The sequence below is a fragment of the Microbacterium sp. bgisy207 genome (assembly GCF_965345035.1).
GTDB lineage: Bacteria > Actinomycetota > Actinomycetes > Actinomycetales > Microbacteriaceae > Microbacterium.
The window spans coordinates 245,036-260,850 of the sequence record NZ_CBDRMG010000002.1; the positions used below are offsets into that span (position 1 = coordinate 245,036).

At 69.2% G+C, this 15,815-nt stretch carries 13 protein-coding genes, 1 tRNA gene and 1 pseudogene; 11 read left to right on the top strand and 4 right to left on the bottom strand.

Annotated elements, in window-relative coordinates; translation table 11 throughout:
• Genes ACSGC5_RS02860 through ACSGC5_RS02870 form a run of 3 tightly spaced genes read left to right on the top strand, consistent with a single transcriptional unit; the run spans position 1 to position 6,449 of the window.
• Positions 1 to 1,578 (top strand): DNA polymerase Y family protein, encoded by a 1,578-nt coding sequence (locus tag ACSGC5_RS02860; RefSeq protein WP_434969102.1) that lies wholly within the window; start codon positions 1 to 3, stop codon positions 1,576 to 1,578.
• Positions 1,578 to 5,429: an error-prone DNA polymerase gene (locus ACSGC5_RS02865; RefSeq protein WP_434969150.1), complete on the top strand. Its 3,852-nt coding sequence runs from the start codon at positions 1,578 to 1,580 to the stop codon at positions 5,427 to 5,429. The genes ACSGC5_RS02860 and ACSGC5_RS02865 overlap by 1 nt, the downstream gene beginning before the upstream one ends.
• Positions 5,430 to 5,447: 18 nt before the next feature.
• A complete protein-coding gene (locus ACSGC5_RS02870; protein ID WP_434969103.1) occupies positions 5,448 to 6,449 on the top strand; it encodes an NAD(P)-dependent alcohol dehydrogenase in 1,002 nt (333 codons plus the stop codon).
• A gap of 36 nt (positions 6,450 to 6,485) precedes the next feature.
• On the opposite strand, the gene ACSGC5_RS02875 is transcribed toward ACSGC5_RS02870, so the two are convergent.
• Together ACSGC5_RS02875 and ACSGC5_RS02880 are read right to left on the bottom strand one after the other, a co-directional pair.
• On the bottom strand, positions 6,486 to 6,623 hold the full coding sequence (locus ACSGC5_RS02875; RefSeq protein ID WP_434969104.1) for a hypothetical protein: 138 nt from the start codon (positions 6,621 to 6,623) through the stop codon (positions 6,486 to 6,488).
• Positions 6,624 to 6,846: 223 nt separating this feature from the next.
• A complete protein-coding gene (locus ACSGC5_RS02880) occupies positions 6,847 to 7,128 on the bottom strand; it encodes a Fe-S cluster assembly protein HesB (RefSeq protein ID WP_195692006.1) in 282 nt (93 codons plus the stop codon).
• A gap of 175 nt (positions 7,129 to 7,303) precedes the next feature.
• Here ACSGC5_RS02880 and ACSGC5_RS02885 point away from each other — a divergent pair.
• From ACSGC5_RS02885 to ACSGC5_RS02895, 3 genes and pseudogenes are all read left to right on the top strand, one after another.
• Positions 7,304 to 7,378 (top strand) — tRNA-Arg (locus ACSGC5_RS02885).
• An 88-nt stretch (positions 7,379 to 7,466) separates the two neighbouring features.
• Positions 7,467 to 7,682, top strand: a pseudogene (locus ACSGC5_RS02890) (RtcB family protein); the annotation flags it as partial.
• Positions 7,683 to 7,752: 70 nt separating this feature from the next.
• Positions 7,753 to 8,238, top strand: coding sequence for a DUF1990 family protein (locus ACSGC5_RS02895; protein ID WP_434969105.1), 486 nt, complete (start codon positions 7,753 to 7,755; stop codon positions 8,236 to 8,238).
• A 14-nt stretch (positions 8,239 to 8,252) separates the two neighbouring features.
• Here the strand turns inward: ACSGC5_RS02895 and ACSGC5_RS02900 are convergent, their stop codons facing one another.
• Complete coding sequence (locus ACSGC5_RS02900; protein WP_434969106.1) at positions 8,253 to 10,415, bottom strand: heavy metal translocating P-type ATPase; 2,163 nt, start codon at positions 10,413 to 10,415, stop codon at positions 8,253 to 8,255.
• Positions 10,416 to 10,719: 304 nt separating this feature from the next.
• Here ACSGC5_RS02900 and ACSGC5_RS02905 point away from each other — a divergent pair, with 304 nt between their 5' ends.
• Positions 10,720 to 11,421: a TetR/AcrR family transcriptional regulator gene (locus ACSGC5_RS02905; protein WP_434969107.1), complete on the top strand. Its 702-nt coding sequence runs from the start codon at positions 10,720 to 10,722 to the stop codon at positions 11,419 to 11,421.
• A 77-nt stretch (positions 11,422 to 11,498) separates the two neighbouring features.
• Here the strand turns inward: ACSGC5_RS02905 and ald are convergent, their stop codons facing one another.
• Positions 11,499 to 12,584: an alanine dehydrogenase gene (ald, locus tag ACSGC5_RS02910; protein ID WP_434969108.1), complete on the bottom strand. Its 1,086-nt coding sequence runs from the start codon at positions 12,582 to 12,584 to the stop codon at positions 11,499 to 11,501.
• A gap of 177 nt (positions 12,585 to 12,761) precedes the next feature.
• Between ald and ACSGC5_RS02915 the strand changes: the two genes are divergently transcribed.
• From ACSGC5_RS02915 to ACSGC5_RS02930, 4 genes are all read left to right on the top strand, one after another.
• Positions 12,762 to 13,232: an Lrp/AsnC family transcriptional regulator gene (locus tag ACSGC5_RS02915; protein WP_434969109.1), complete on the top strand. Its 471-nt coding sequence runs from the start codon at positions 12,762 to 12,764 to the stop codon at positions 13,230 to 13,232.
• Between the two features lie 131 nt (positions 13,233 to 13,363).
• A complete protein-coding gene (locus ACSGC5_RS02920; protein WP_434969110.1) occupies positions 13,364 to 14,209 on the top strand; it encodes a transporter substrate-binding domain-containing protein in 846 nt (281 codons plus the stop codon).
• Positions 14,206 to 15,081, top strand: coding sequence for an amino acid ABC transporter permease (locus tag ACSGC5_RS02925; RefSeq protein WP_434969111.1), 876 nt, complete (start codon positions 14,206 to 14,208; stop codon positions 15,079 to 15,081). The genes ACSGC5_RS02920 and ACSGC5_RS02925 overlap by 4 nt, the downstream gene beginning before the upstream one ends.
• Positions 15,078 to 15,812, top strand: a complete 735-nt coding sequence (locus tag ACSGC5_RS02930; RefSeq protein ID WP_434969112.1) for an amino acid ABC transporter ATP-binding protein — start codon at positions 15,078 to 15,080, stop codon at positions 15,810 to 15,812. Before ACSGC5_RS02925 ends, ACSGC5_RS02930 begins: the two co-directional genes overlap by 4 nt.
• The last annotated feature ends 3 nt before the right edge of the window (positions 15,813 to 15,815 follow it).

Below are 15,815 nucleotides of genomic sequence, written 5' to 3' on the forward strand. Positions count from 1 at the left end.
ATGCCTGCCGAGTCTGCAACGAGAAGCCTCGTGGTGTGGATGCCGGACTGGCCGGTCATCGCCCTCACCCGCGACGGCCCGCATCCGCTCGATCCCGCAGCCCCGGTCGCGGTGATCGAGAAGAACCTCGTCGTCGCGTGCTCGGCCACGGCGCGTGCCGAAGGGGTGAGGCGGGGACTGCGGCGCCGTGATGCGCAGGCGCGATGTCCGTCGCTGACGATCGTTCCGGCCGACCCGGTACGCGATCATCGGGCGTTCTCCCCGGTCGTGGCCCACCTCGAGGAGCGCGCTCCCGGGGTTCAGGTCGTGCGGCCGGGGCTGTGTGCCCTGCGCGCGCGGGGACCAGCCCGGTACTACGGCGGAGAGTCGGCGGCGGCGCACGTGCTGCTCGAACGGATGCGGCACCTCGGCCTGCCCGACGTGCGGATCGGCGTCGCCGACGGACCCTTCACCGCCGAACAGGCTGCCCGGGTCGCGACCTCTGCCGCCGACCCCGTGCGGGTCGTTCCCGAGGGGGCTGCTGCAGCGTTCCTCGCGCCGCTGTCGATCGCAGCCCTCGATGACGCCGACCCCGCCGCGGGTATCGTCGATCTGCTCGCGCGGCTGGGGATCCAGACCCTCGGCGCGTTCGCGGCGATGCCCGAAGAGCGCGTGCGTGAGCGGCTGGGGGAACGGGGCACGCGACTGCACGCGCTCGCGGGAGGTCTCGACTCCCGCGCCATCGAACCCCGAGTGCCCCCTCCCGAGCTGGCGCGCGAGATCGCGTTCGAACCGCCGCTGGAACTTGCCGAGCAGGTCGCGTTCGGGGTGCGCCAGACCGCGGATGCCTTCCTCGCCGGGCTCGGGGCGATCGATCTGGTCTGCACCGAGGTGCGCATCGAGCTGGTCGGGGATCGGGGTGAGCGCAGCGAGCGGGTGTGGCTGCATCCGGGATCGTTCGATGCCGCCGCGATCGTCGACCGGGTGCGCTGGCAGCTGGCAGAGGATGCCGAGAACCTCGTCACCGGGGTCGGGCTCGTACGGATCTCGCCCGAGGCCGTGGATGCGGCATCCCATCACGCCCCCGCGATCTTCGGCACCGGACCCGAGGAACGGGTACACCACGCCCTCTCGCGCGTGCAGGCGATGCTCGGGCACCGCGGCGTCGTGACGCCCGCGCTCGGGGGAGGGCGCTGGCTCGCCGAGCGGCAGGTGTGGGTGCCGTGGGGCGACCGTCTGCCGCGGGATCAGCGGGCGCTCGCCGCCGAGCGGGCCCGTCCCTGGCCGGGGAGCCTGCCCGATCCGCTGCCGGCCACGGTGTTCGCCGATCCGGTCGCCGTTGAGGTCGTGTCGGCATCCGGGGTCACCGTCTCGGTCGACGAGCGGGGGGCCCTCACCGGAACGCCGATGCTCATGATCGAGACCGGCCGCCGCCGCGCCGTGACGGCATGGGCCGGGCCCTGGCCCGTGATCGAACGCGGGTGGGATGCCCGGCGGGCGCGGCGTGCGCACCGGTTCCAGGTCGTGGATGCCGACCAGACCGCGTGGCTCCTGGTGTGCGAACAGGGCTCATGGCACGCCGAGGGGCGGTACGACTGATGGGGTTCAACAACCCGTCAGTGCCGTGGTCCGAGATGGAACGGCTGCTCAGCGATCGCCGTCGTCCGAAGCCCGCCGCCGGGGACGGCGGTGACAGTCCCGCGTGGTCGCACAAGCGCGGGCCGTACGTCGCCCCGCCGATCGAGCGCCCCGCCGAGACCGTGCCGTATGCCGAGCTGCATGCGCACTCGTCGTTCTCGTTCCTCGACGGGGCCTCCTCGCCCGAGGACCTTGCCGAAGAGGCCGAGCGGCTCGGCCTGCACGCACTCGCGATCACCGACCACGACGGTTTCTACGGCATCGTGCGGTTCGCCGAGGCCGCCGAGCAGCTGCAGCTGCAGACGGTGTTCGGCGCCGAGCTCTCGCTCGAGCTGCCCACGCCCCAGAACGGCGAGCCCGACCCGGTCGGCACGCACCTGCTCGTGCTCGCCCGCGGGGAGGAGGGGTATCACCGGCTCGCCTCGGCGCTGACCCGCGCCCAGCTCCAGGGGGCAGAGAAAGGACGCCCGCATTACGACCTCGAGCAGCTCGCGGCCTTCGCACGCGGCGACGAGCGGCTCGACGGGCTCACCGGCATCCGTGGCCGTTCGGAATGGGCGGTGCTCACCGGATGCCGCAAGGGCGCCGTGCGCCGTGCGCTCGCCGAGGGGGGTCCGGATGCCGCCGCCGATGCCCTGGATGGGCTGGTCGCCCTGTTCGGGCAGGATGCCGTGCACGTCGAGCTCATCGACCACGGGGGCCCGCTCGACAGTCGCGACAACGACATCCTCGCCGCGCTCGCCGCTGATCGGGGGCTGCCGATGCTGGCGACCAACAACGTCCACTACGCCGCTCCCGAGCGCGCGCAACTGGCGGCGGCGGTCGCGGCGGTACGCGCGAACCGGGGACTCGACGAGCTCGACGGGTGGCTGCCCGCGCACGCCGGGGCGCACCTGCGTTCGGGGGCAGAGATGGCCGAGCGCTTCGCCCGCTACCCCGGCGCCGTCGCCAACACCGTCGCCCTCGCCGACGAGCTCGCCTTCCCGCTGCGCCGCGCGAAACCTGCCCTGCCGAAGCTCCCCGTGCCCGAGGGGCACACGCCGATGTCGTGGCTGCGGCACCTCGTGTGGCAGGCCGTGCCGCGCAAATACCCCAACTTGGCGCCGAAGGATCGGGACCGCATCGAGCGGGAGCTCGGCGTCATCGAGATGAAGGACTTCCCCGGATACTTCCTCATCGTGCACGGCATCGTGCAGGAGGCGCGGCGGCGCGGCATCCTGTGTCAGGGGCGAGGGTCGGCGGCCAACAGCGCCATCTGCTACCTGCTCGACATCACCGCGGTCGATGCGATCGCCTTCGACCTGCCGTTCGAGCGGTTCCTCTCGAGCCTGCGCGACGAAGAGCCCGACATCGACGTCGACTTCGACTCCGACCGGCGCGAAGAGATCATCCAGTGGGTCTACGCGACCTACGGCCGGGACCGGGCCGCGCAGGTCGCGAACGTCATCCAGTACCGCCCCAAGAACGCGGTGCGCGACATGGCCAAGGCGCTGGGCTTCTCGCCCGGGCAGCAGGATGCCTGGTCCAAGCAGGTCGAGAGGTGGGCCCACGCGCCCGGAGGCTCGCCGCAGCGCGCAAGCGATGCGGGGAGTGGGCGTGGGGAGGGCGCGAGCCTTGAGAGCGGCCCGGAGCATGACATCCCGGACCAGGTCATCGCCTACGCCGGCGAGCTGCTGAAGGCGCCGCGGCATCTCGGCATCCATTCGGGCGGCATGGTCCTCACCGAACGGCCCGTCGGCGAGGTCGTGCCGATCGAGCACGCGCGCATGGAGAACCGCACCGTCATCCAGTGGGACAAGGACGACGCGGCCTGGATGGGCCTCGTGAAGTTCGACCTGCTGGGCCTGGGGATGCTCGCGGCGCTGCAGTACTGCTTCGACATGATCCGCGAGGCGACGGGGGAGCAGTGGGAGCTTGCCACGCTGCCGAAGGAGGAGGCGGCGGTGTACGACATGCTGTGCCGCGCCGACTCGATCGGGGTATTCCAGGTCGAGTCCCGCGCGCAGATGGGGCTGCTGCCGCGTCTGCAGCCGCGGCGGTTCTACGACCTCGTGATCGAGATCGCCCTCATCCGTCCCGGGCCGATCCAGGGTGGTGCGGTGCATCCGTTCGTGCGCCGCAAACTCGGGTACGAGCCCGTGACCTACCCGCATCCCAAGCTCGAGCCCGTCTTGGAGCGCACCCTCGGGGTGCCGGTGTTCCAGGAGCAGCTCATGCAGATGGCGGTCGCGATCGGCGACTGCACCCCCGAGGATGCCGACCTGCTGCGCCGCGCGATGGGCTCCAAACGCGGGCTCGAGCGGATCGAGTCGCTGCGCGAGAAGCTCTACGAGGGCATGGCTCGCAACGGCCTCGTGGGGGAGGATGCCGATGCGATCTACGCGAAGATCCAGGCCTTCGCGAACTTCGGGTTCGCCGAGTCGCACTCGCTCTCGTTCGGGCTGCTCGTCTACGCGAGCTCGTGGATCAAACTGCACTATCCCGCCGCGTTCCTGGCGGGATTGCTGCGGGCTCAGCCCATGGGGTTCTACTCGCCAGCGACCCTCGTCTCGGATGCCCGCCGCCACGGCGTCCAGGTCCGCCGCCCCGACCTCCACGCCTCGGGCGTGTGGCCCCGCCTCGAACCAGTCGCCCCACCCGCGGCATCCGCCCCACCCGCCCCCTCGACGCCTCGCGTAACCACAGATATCTGCACAACCACGGACGGATGCGGGGTGACTGGTCCGTCGTTGTGTGGATCCTGGCCGCAGTGCAGGCAGTGCGGGCAGTGCAGGCCGCGCGCTGCATCCATGCCATCCGCCCCGGCCATGCCTCGCACAACCGCAGGTATCTGCACAACCACGGACGGATGCGGGGTGAGTGGTCCGTCGTTGTGCGAATCCTGGCCGCAGTGCGGGCAGTGCGGGCAGTGCGGGCAGTGCGGGCAGTGCGGGCAGTGCGGGCAGTGCGCGCCGGGTCGGGAGTTGGGGGAGCCAGCGGGGGGCCCGGCTCGGGGGAGGGGGATGCCGACGGGTATGGATGCGTGTGCGCAGCGCATCCAGCCGCCCGTGGGGCCGTTCGATCCCGACGCGCCCGACGAGTCGGCAGCGCACCGGCGCGACGGCGGATTCGTCGTGCGGCTGGGCCTTGCGGGCGTCAAGGGCATCGGCCAGCAGACCGCGGAGCGGATCGTCGCCGAGCGCGAGGCCCACGGACCCTTCCGCGATCTGCGCGACCTGGTCCGCCGCACCGGCGTGACCGAGGCGCAGCTCGAGGCGCTGTCGACCGCGGGAGCGTTCGAGTCCCTCGGCATCAGCCGCCGGGAGGGGGTGTGGCTCGCGGGGTCCGCCGCCCAGGACCGCGCCGAGTACCTACCGGACTCCCTCGTCTCGGTGCAGCCGCCGCTGTTCACCGATCCGACGAGCTACGACATCCTCGCCGCCGACCTGTGGGCGACGGGCATCTCGACCGACGACCACCCGCTCACGCACTACCGAGCCCCGCTCGATGCGCGGGGCGTGCTCACCTCCCGTGAGCTGCGCAGCCACGACACGGGGCGGCGCATCGAGGTCGCGGGACTCGTGACGCACCGGCAGCGGCCGGCGACGGCATCCGGTATCACCTTCCTCAATCTCGAAGACGAGCACGGCGTCGTCAACGTCATCTGCTCGGTCGGGGTGTGGAACCGGTACCGGCGTATCGTGCGCGACTGCCCGGCGCTGATCGTGCGCGGGATGCTGGAACGCTCGCCCGAGGGGGTGACGAACGTGCTCGCCGACCGGTTCGAGGATCTGCGGGTCGGGGTACAGCACCGCTCGCGCGACTTCCGCTGACATCCCTAAGCTGGCGCCGTGAGCGATCCCGAACACATCGCGGCGCTGCCGGCCACGATGCGCGCCGTCGTGTATAACGCGTACGGGCCGCCCTCGAACCTCCGGATCGAGCAGGTCCCCATGCCACGGCCCGCCGCGGGCGAGGTGCTGGTGCGGCTCGTGGCAACCTCCGTCAACCTGAGCGACTGGGAGACGCTGCGCGGCGACCCCTTCTACGCGCGCGTCGGCGGGCTGACTAGACCCGCACGGCGCATCCTCGGGTCCGACATCGCGGGCACCGTCGTCGCGCTCGGGTCCGGCGTATCGCGCTTCGCCATCGGCGATGAGGTGTACGGCGACATCCTCGAGAGAAAGGGAGGCTTCGCCGAGTATGCCGTCGCTCCGGAGATAGCGCTCGCTCGGAAGCCGGCGCAGCTGAGCTTCGCCCAGGCTGCGGCGATCCCACAGTCCGGGGAGATCGCCGTCGAGGCGATGACCAAGGCCCGCCCGGGTTCCCGCCTGCTCGTCAACGGAGCGGGTGGCGGGTCGGGGGCGTTCCTGCTTCAGCTCGCGAAAGCCGCCGGGGTGCAGGTCACCGGGGTCGACAACGCCGGGAAGCTCGAGATCATGAGGCGGATGGGCGCCGACGAGACCATCGACTACCGCGAGCAGGACTTCACCCGCACCGGACCCTACGACCTCGTGATCGACCTCGTCGCCTACCGATCGGTGTTCGCCTACCGGCGGGCGCTCGCCCCAGGCGGACGGTGCTTTGTCGTCGGCGGCACGACCCGCGTCCTGATACGGATGCTGACCGTCGGCGCGCTCGTCGGTCTGGTCAGCGGCGCCCGACTGGGCATGCTCGCCGTGCCGACCGGGCCCGCGCGGTTCGAGCCGCTCGCGGCCCGGTGCGCCGCCGGCGAGATCCAGGTGCCGATCGATGCCGAGTACGAGCTTGCGCGGACGCGGGAGGCGCTGGAGTACCACGGCAGCGGCCGGGCACTCGGCAAGGTCGTGGTGCGGATCCGCGACGAGGTGTGACGTTCCCGATCGTCCGCGCCGGGGATCGGCACGTGATCAGGGGACCGGGCGACGCGAGTCGTAGGACGCGACATCCCGCTGCCGCCCGTACCCGTCGCGCGCGACGGCACGTGCGGCGGCGATCGCGCTGACGGCGATGGTCGCGATGAGCAGGGCGAGGATGACGAAGGTCACGGTGGCTCCTTTCCACCGCCCATGTCATCCCGTCACGGATGCCGCAGCCCAGAGCCACTTCGTCGGCACTGGTCCGCACCGCCCGGCGAACCGCGAAAACTCGGGCCAACAGAGGAGCCGTGCAGTCCAGCATCCGTCGATTGGATCGTCCGGCTGGATGCCCGGCGACACGAAAAGGTCCCCCGACGGCCGGAGCCATCGGGGGACCGTTCTCGACTGGGGATCAGCCCTGCGCTGCCAGCGCGAAGCGGACGGTGCCGTCCTGCTCCAGCTGCGCGTCCAGGACGCGATCGTTGAGCGCCAGCGACGCGGCCGTGTCGAGGAACACGCGTGCGCCCTCGGTCACGACGACCGTGTCGTCGGGCTCGGGCGCGGGTGCCACGCTGAGCTCGAAGCCGGTCTCGGCGCCAGCATCCCGGATGCGAAGACCGCCGTCAGCAGCCTGCGGCACGCGGGCGACGATCGTCTTGACGGCCTCAGCCGCGGTGTCGGTCATGGTGAGCATTCGTGCTCTCCTTCCGTTGCGGTCTTTGGACCAGCCACGATTCCGAGAGTTGGCGAGGGCCGCAACCGCACAAGCGTCATACCCAGGGGATTCCCATGTTGAGGATCTGGCATATGGCATCCAGGACAGAGCGATGTCCTGGATCCAGGCGCGTCCGCCTAAACTGGACCGGCCAGCCTCTGTAGCTCAATGGAAGAGCAGTTCCGTCCTAAGGAAACGGTTGGGAGTTCGAGTCTCTCCAGGGGCACCACATGCTCATCACGCCCTTCGGCTCGCGACGCAGGGGCGGATCGAGTTGCCGCATCCGGATCTCGCGTACCTGGTCGAGGGCATGCCGGGCGGGGCGGGAGTACTCGAGATCGGCGGCGCGCAAGACCTTCACGCATGAGCAGCTGCGTGAAGCGATGGCGGGCATCGAGTACCGCGACACTGACGCCGTCATCGACGAGATCCCTCAGGCCTACAAGCCGATCGATCGCGTCATGACCGATGCCGAAGACCTCGTCACCGTCCGGCACACGCTGCGTCAGCTCGTGAACGTGAAGGGCGACTGAGCCGCACTCGTCGGTGGGGACCTCCCCGGTTCCCACCGACGAGGCGGACGAAGTGGGGGAGGATCGGACTGTGCAGCCGTCGACGAAGCTCGAAGAGCGCGACTGGAATCCGGGAGATACGCGCCCGTACCGAGCGTTCGAGACCGCCACGTGGATCGGGTCCGGCGCCTCGACGTGGGACCGTGCGAGTGCAGACGTCTTGCGCTGGCGGGTGAAGACCCGCAGCGGGTTCACTGTCGGCGCCGACCGAGAGGTCGAGCCGGGGCAGCGCCTCACAATTCGGGCGCGGGTTGCGTTCTTCACGGTCGACGAGCCGGTCGAAGTCGTGGCAGTGGTGCGACAGCGCGACCTCGTCGGATTCTCTTACCGAACCCTTCCTGGACATCCCGTTCGTGGCGAGGAGGCGTTCATCGTCTATCGCGATGGTGAGGATGTCTTCCTCACCATCCGCTCCCTCACCGCGCCCGCCAGCCGAGGATTCTGGCGGCTCGCGTACCCCCTGCTGCGGGTAGCTCAGCTGATCGCGCGGAATCGGTACCGGCGCGCGTTGCGCTGAATCGCCCCCGGTAGCTACCGGCCCAGAACCGCTCGAACCACTGCGGCGGGGTCGAGGTCGATGCGTCGCAGGAGCTGGGCGTTGAGGGCGACGACAACGGTCGACAGCGACATCAGGATCGCGCCGACCGACATCGGCAGGATGAATCCGATGGGGGCGAGGATGCCGGCGGCCAGCGGAACCGAGATGAGGTTGTAGCCGCCCGCCCACCACAGGTTCTGCGTCATCTTGCGGTAGGTGCGGCGCGAGAGCTCGATGACCGAGAGCACGGAGCGTGGGTCGGAGGTCGCGAGGATCACCCCGGCCGAGGCGATCGCGACATCCGTTCCCGCGCCGATCGCGATCCCGACGTCGGCCTGCGCGAGAGCGGGGGCGTCGTTGACGCCGTCGCCGACCATTGCGACCCGCATTCCCTCGGCCTGCAGTTCGCGGACCTTCGCGGCCTTGTCTTCGGGGCGCACGCCGGCGAACCAGCGGTCGATATCGAGATCTTCGGCAACGGATGCGGCGACGCTCTCGGCATCCCCCGTGATCATGACGACCGTGATGCCCAGCTTGTGCAACGCGTCTACCGCGTCACGGGACTCGGGGCGCACTCGGTCGGCGAGCTTCAGGCCGCCGATGACGTGCCCGTCGCGAGCGACGTGGAGGATGATCGCGCCCTCTTCCCGCCACGATCCGGCGGCATCGATCTCGGTCGCTCCGAGCTCGTCGAGCATCCGTGGCCCACCGACGCGTACGTCGTGACCGTCGACCGTTGCGCTGACCCCGACCGCGGGGGAGGACGAGAAACCGCTCGCGGACGGGATGCGCAGGCTTCGTTCGCTCGCGGCGCGCACGATGGCTTTCGCCAGTGGATGCTCGCTCGCATACTCCGCGGCTGCCGCCAGAGCGAGCACCTCGTCCTCACCCAGTGCGCCGACCGCTGCGACTCCCGTCACGGCGGGCGTGCCCTCGGTGAGGGTCCCGGTCTTGTCGAACAGTACGGCGTCGACCGTCCGCATGCTCTCGAGGGCCAGGCGGTCCTTGACGAGCACCCCTGCCCGCGCCGCCCGCTCGGTTGCGATCGAGACGACGAGGGGGATCGCGAGACCCAGGGCGTGGGGGCACGCGATCACGAGCACGGTGATGGCACGGATGACGGCCGAGTCGGGGTCGCCGAGCAGGGTCCAGACCACTGCGGTGATCACGGCGGAGCCGAGCGCGAACCAGAACAACAATGCGGCGGCGCGGTCGGCGAGTCGCTGCGCGCGCGACGACGAGTTCTGCGCGTCGGTGACCAGGCGCTGGATGCCGGCGAGTGCCGTGTCGTCGCCAGTCGCAGTGACCTCAATGCGCAGGCCCGAGTCGACGGCGACCGTGCCTGCCGTCACGGTGTCACCGATGCCGCGCGAGACGGGGCGGGATTCGCCCGTCACCATCGACTCATCCACCTCGGCTCGTCCGTCGATCACCGTTCCGTCAGCGGGCACGCTGGCCCCGGGGCGCACGATGACGACGTCGCCGACGCGCAGGTCTGCGGGGGAGACGGTCGCGATCCGGTCACCGTCGACGCGTTCGGCTTCATCGGGGAGGAGGGCCGCGAGGGAATCGAGCGCTGATGTCGTGTGCGCAAGCGAACGCATCTCGATCCAGTGGCCGAGCAGCATGATGACGATCAGGAGCGCCAGCTCCCACCAGAATTCGAGCCGGTGGTCCAGGATGCCGAGGGTCGCACCCCACGACGCGAGGAAGGCGACGGTGATCGCGAGGCCGATCAGCAGCATCATCCCGGGAGCGCGCGAGCGCAGTTCCGAGACGGCTCCGGTGAGGAACGGCCAACCGCCCCACACGTACATGACGGTGCCGACGGCGGGGGCGACCCACAGCGCCCAGTCCGGCACGGTGTACCCCAGGATCATCGCGAACATCGGCGAGAACACCACCACCGGGACCGCGATGACAAGGTTTACCCAGAACAGGCGGCGGAACTGGCCGACGTGGTCGCTGTGTCCCGCGTGACCGCTGTGCCCTGGATGGCCTCCGTGTCCTGCGGGATCGCCGTGTCCCGCGTGAGCACCGTGCCCCGAAGGGTCGCCGTGTCCGGGAGCGGCGGCGTGTGTCGGGTGAGTCTCGGTGCCGCGGTGCGGCTCGGCCGTCGTCGGTGCCTGCTCGTGAGGGCGGTGCGGATCGCTCATGTGTCGTCACTCCCTGCGTCGCTGAATGCGGTACTGACAGCAACGGATATACCCCTAGAGGGTATTCCACCCGTCCGACACCTTTGAGATGCGCCGCCTTCGCGCGTGGATGGAGTGGCTGGTCCTGCCGACGTCGGGATGCGCGCGTCGCAGCGCCGTCCGCCGTGAGAAACCGTGGACTTGCGATTCCTTGGGTTCTGGCGATAGTTAGTGCGATAGTCAATCATGTTCACTAAAACGGTGTCGCACACGTTGACGACGGATGCCCTCGGGTATGTTCGAGGGCGAGTGGAAGAGGCGGATAGTGAGTGAAGCGGCGCGCGTGCGGCGCAAACGAGGATCGATCTCCCAGGAGGAGATCGTTGCGGCTGCGCTCAGACTCACCGACCGGGAGGGCGAGTCGGCGCTGACTTTCGCGCGTCTGGGCCAGGAGCTCAAGGCTTCACCGACCGCCGTCTATCGGCATTTCGCAAGCCGGAACGACATCCTGCGCGCGCTGGCGAACCACCTCGACGGGATCTCGATCGACGGCTACGTGCCGACCGATGACTGGCGCCGAGATCTGGAGGATCTCGGGTGGCGTGCCTGGCACACCGCGATCGCTCATCCCGCCGCTGCAGCCATCTCGCTGACGCTCGTCTCGAACGGCAGCAACGAGTTACGCGCGGTCGAATGGGTTCTGAGAGCAATTCACCAGGCTGGCGTCACGGGGCGGGATGCTGTGGTGCAGTACCACGTGTACACGAACCTTGTGCTGGGTTCGGCGGGAGCCCAGGGCGCCAGACTGAGTGCAGCCGACTCGCGGGAAACGGGGGAGGGGTGGATCCAGGTGTACGCGCCGAAGGACCCCTCCCGGTACCCCTACGCAGAAGCGGTCAAGGCAGAGCTGGCATCGGTCACCTACGAGGAGGTCTTCGGGATCCAAATGGAGATGTACCTCGACGCATTGGCAGCGGCCGGGGCGGCCGGTTCTGCCGCCGATCGCGCAGAGTCTCGGGGCGGGTGAGGCAGCTCCGTACGATCGGGCGCCCCGCTCTTGGGCGATCGTGTTCGAACGCGCGACGCCACTCACATTCCGGCCACTCACATTCCGAAGGCGGCGCGCACTCCCTCGTTGACCACGACGCCATCGCGCACGTTGAGTCCGCGCGCGAGCGCGGGATCGCTTTCGGATGCTGCATCCCAGCCCTTGTCGGCGATGGCTGTGATGTAGGGCAGGGTCGCATTGCCCAGGGCGCGAGTCGACGTGTGCGGAGCGGCGCCCGGCATGTTGGCGACGCAGTAGTAGAGCGACTGGTGGACGGGGAAGGTGGGGTTGTCGTGGGTGGTCGGGTGTGACCCTTCGAAGCATCCGCCCTGGTCGATGGCGATGTCCACGAGCACAGAACCGGGCTTCATCGCGGCCACCATCTCATCGGTGACGAGCTTGGGTGCTGCGGCACCCGGGATCAGGACCGAGCCGATGACGAGGTCGGCGTCGGCGAGCTGCTCGGCGATCTCGTAGCGCGTAGACGCGCGCGTCTGGATCGCCCCGCCGAAGCGTGCCTCGAGGGCGCGGAGCTTGTGCAACGAGATGTCGATCACCGTGACGTTCGCGCCCAGGCCCAACGCGTTCGCGGTGGCGTGCTCGCCGGCGACGCCGCCCCCGATCACGACGACCTTCGCCTTGGGCGTGCCGGGCACGCCGCCCAAGAGCATCCCGCGCCCGCCGGACGGACTCATGAGTGCGTGTGCGCCAACGGTGATGGAGAGTCGACCCGCGACTTCGCTCATGGGTGCCAGCAGCGGAAGTGCGCGGTCGACCGTCTGCACCGTCTCGTAGGCCACCGCCGTCGTTCCGGCGTTCATGAGCGCGTCGGTCAACGGTCGATCGGCCGCCAGGTGCAGATAGGTGAAGAGTGTCAGGTTGTCGCGGAGCAGTGCGTACTCGGGTGCGATGGGCTCCTTGACCTTGACGACGAGTTCGGCGCCGCCCCAGGTCTCCTCGGCGGTGTCGGCGATTCGTGCGCCCGCCGCAACGTACGCCTCATCCGTGAATGCGCTTCCCAGGCCAGCGCCCGATTGAACCGTCACGGTGTGTCCGCGGCGGACGAGGGTGTCCACAGCCGCGGGGGTCATCGCGACGCGGTTCTCGTTGTTCTTGATCTCGGTGGGAACGCCGATGCGCATGAATCTCTCCGTTCGTCATTGAGCGCGGCCACACAGCTCGCCGTCGAAAGAGAGAATCGCATGATCTTCTGTTGCCTGTGTTTCGCGCCGAAGAAGTTCATGCTGCATGCGGGTATTTTCCTGCTGTGATCCGACGGATGTTTTGAGAATCGGCGTTCACGACGAACAATATTCGTCATGGAAACCGAGCTTGATCCGATTGATGAGCGCATCGTTGCGCTCCTGTCCGCTGACGGTCGGATGACGAACGCTGCCCTGGCGGATGCGATCGGGCTGGCTCCGTCCACGGTGCACGCGCGCGTGCGTGCACTCATAGAGCGCGGGGTCATCGCGGGGTTCCATGCCGCTCTCGATCAGCGAGCTCTCGGTCGAGGGCTGCAAGCGGTGATCGGGGTGACGCTGCGGCCCGGTGCGCGCCAGGAGAGCATCCGTGCGTTCACCGAGGAGGTGCGGCGTGTGCCCGAGGTGATGCAGGTCTTCTTCCTTGGCGGTGCCGACGACTTCCTCGTGCACATCGCGGTCGAGGACTCCTCAGCAGTGCGACGTTTCGTCGTCGATCACCTCTCGGCCCGGCACAGCGTCGCGTCGACCCGTACGAGCCTCATCTTCGAGTATCACCGCAACGGCATCGCCGCCGACTTCGATTAGCGGCACGCCCGAGCCGATGAACCCTTCCGTAAGAATGCGCCGCGGAGTTGGGTACCGGGGTCCGCGCGACGGATGATGGATGCACGGCGCGCCACAGCACCCGTGCGCCGACCTGCACCCTTGGAGGCCCCGTGTCCCGTCCTGTTCGTGTATCTCGAGCCATTCCCCTTATCGCCGCCGTCGCGGTCTCGGCGCTGGCACTCGCCGGTTGCGCGAGCGCTGACGCGCCCGCCGACTCGACGGACGCCGGATATGTCACACCCGGCAAGCTGACCATCGCCACCGGTCAGACAGCGTACGAACCGTACGTGATCGGCGACGACCCCGCATCGGGCGAGGGCTTCGAGGCCGCGCTTGCGTACGCGATCGCCGACAAGCTCGGGTTCACCGCAGATGACGTGGAGTGGGTGCGGACGAGCTTCGAATCGGCGATCGCACCGGGACCGAAGGACTTCGACTTCAACATCCAGCAGTACACGATCACGGACGAGCGCAAGCAGGCCGTCGACTTCTCGTCGCCGTACTATTCCGCCGCGCAGGCCGTCGTTGCGCTCGAGGGAGGACCCGCGGAAGGGATCACCGACATTGCGGGCCTGAAACCGCTCGTGTTCGGGGCGATGTCAGGCTCAACGAGCGCGCAGACGATCGATGCGGTCGTTGACCCCGATACCGCGCCCCAGCTGTACTCCTCGAACGAGGATGCCGTCGCCGCCCTCAGCGCGGGACAGATCGACGCCTTCGTGATCGACCTACCGACCGCGTTCCTGGCGACGTCCCAGTACATCGAGGACTCGTTCATCGTCGGCCAGCTGCCCCTGGGCGGGATCGCGGATGAATGGGGCGTCGTGCTCGCGAAGGACTCGCCGCTGACGGCTGCGGTCTCGGAGGCGATCGACGAGCTGCGCGCCGATGGCACGCTGCAGGAGATCACCGACCGGTGGCTGGATGCCGAGCAGGGCGTTCCGATCCTGCAGTGACCTCTCCCACCTCCGCCTCGGCAGCGGCCGCGCCGCCCCCGCCCAGCGCCCTCGAGCTCGACCGCCGCGCCTACCGGCGTCGGCAGTCCCAGCGATCGGTCCTTCTGGCGATCGTCTCGACCGTGGTGTTCGCCGCGATCGTGTGGGTGACGGTCATCCAGACCCCCGGGTGGGCGGCGGTGCAGCAGTCGTTCTTCGACCCGCGGATCGCGATCGAGTCGCTCCCGAAGGTGTGGGACGGGTTCCTCCTGAACCTGCAGGTGTTGGGCCTCTCGGTCATCACGGTCAGCGTGGTCGCCCTGGCCGTCGCTGTGCTGCGGACGCTGCGCGGGCCGGTGTTCTTTCCACTGCGGGTGCTTGCCGCCGGCTACACCGACCTGTTCCGTGGGTTCCCCTTCATCATCGTGCTCTACCTCGTTGGCTACGGGATCCCCACGATCCTCGACCAGCGCATCCCCCCGGTGGTGCTCGGCGTCGTGGCGGTCACGCTGACGTACTCGGCCTACGTCGCCGAGGTCATCCGCGCCGGCATCGAAGCCGTGCATCCGTCGCAGCGTCTGGCTGCCCGCGCCCTCGGGCTGGGCCACACCCAGACGCTGCGGCATGTCGTGCTGCCCCAGGCGCTGCGCAAGATGACGCCGCCCCTCATGAACGACTTCATCTCCATGCAGAAGGATGTCGGATTGATCTCGATCCTGGGGGCGGTGGATGCCGTCGCCGCCGCCCGGTCGGAGGTCTCGCTGACCTACAACTTCACGCCCTACATCGTGGCCGGCATCCTGTTCGTGCTGCTGGCGATCCCGACGATCCGGGTGACCGACTGGTACACCGCGAAACTGCAGCGGCGCGAGCAGGCAGGGTCGGTGCTATGACGGCGGTGCTCCAGGCCGAGGGCCTGTGGAAGAGCTTTGACGGCGCCCCGGTGCTTCGCGGTGTCTCGCTCGAGCTGTCGCCACACGAGGTGGTCGCCGTCATCGGTGCGAGCGGCTCGGGGAAGTCGACGCTCCTGCGGTGCCTGAACCTGCTCGAGGGCATCGACGACGGACGCATCCTGCTCGGTGAGGAAGACATCTCGGATCCGCGGGTGGATGCCGATCGAGTGCGCTCGCGGCTGGGCACCGTCTTTCAGAGCTACAACCTCTTCCCGCACCTGACGGTGCTCCAGAACGTCACCCTCGCGTCGCGGGTCGTGCGACGGATGCCGCGGCGGGAGGCCAATGACCGGGGGCGCGCGCTGCTCGAACGTGTCGGGCTCGGTGCGTTCGCCGACGAGCATCCCGACCGGCTTTCGGGCGGCCAGCAGCAGCGCGCCGCCCTCGCGCGGGCGATCGCGACCGACCCTGAGGTCCTCCTGCTCGACGAGATCACCTCGGCCTTGGATCCGGAGCTCGTCGGCGAGGTGCTCAGTCTCGTCCGTCAGCTCGCCGAAGACGGCGCGACGATCCTCATGGCGACCCACGAGATGGCGTTCGCGCGGGACGTCGCCCACCGTGTGCTGTTCCTCGACGAGGGGAGAGTGATCGAGCAGGGTCCGCCGGATCAGGTCTTCCGCGAGCCGCGCGAAGCCCGCACGAGGGAGTTCCTTACTCGGTTCCGCGCCTGAGCC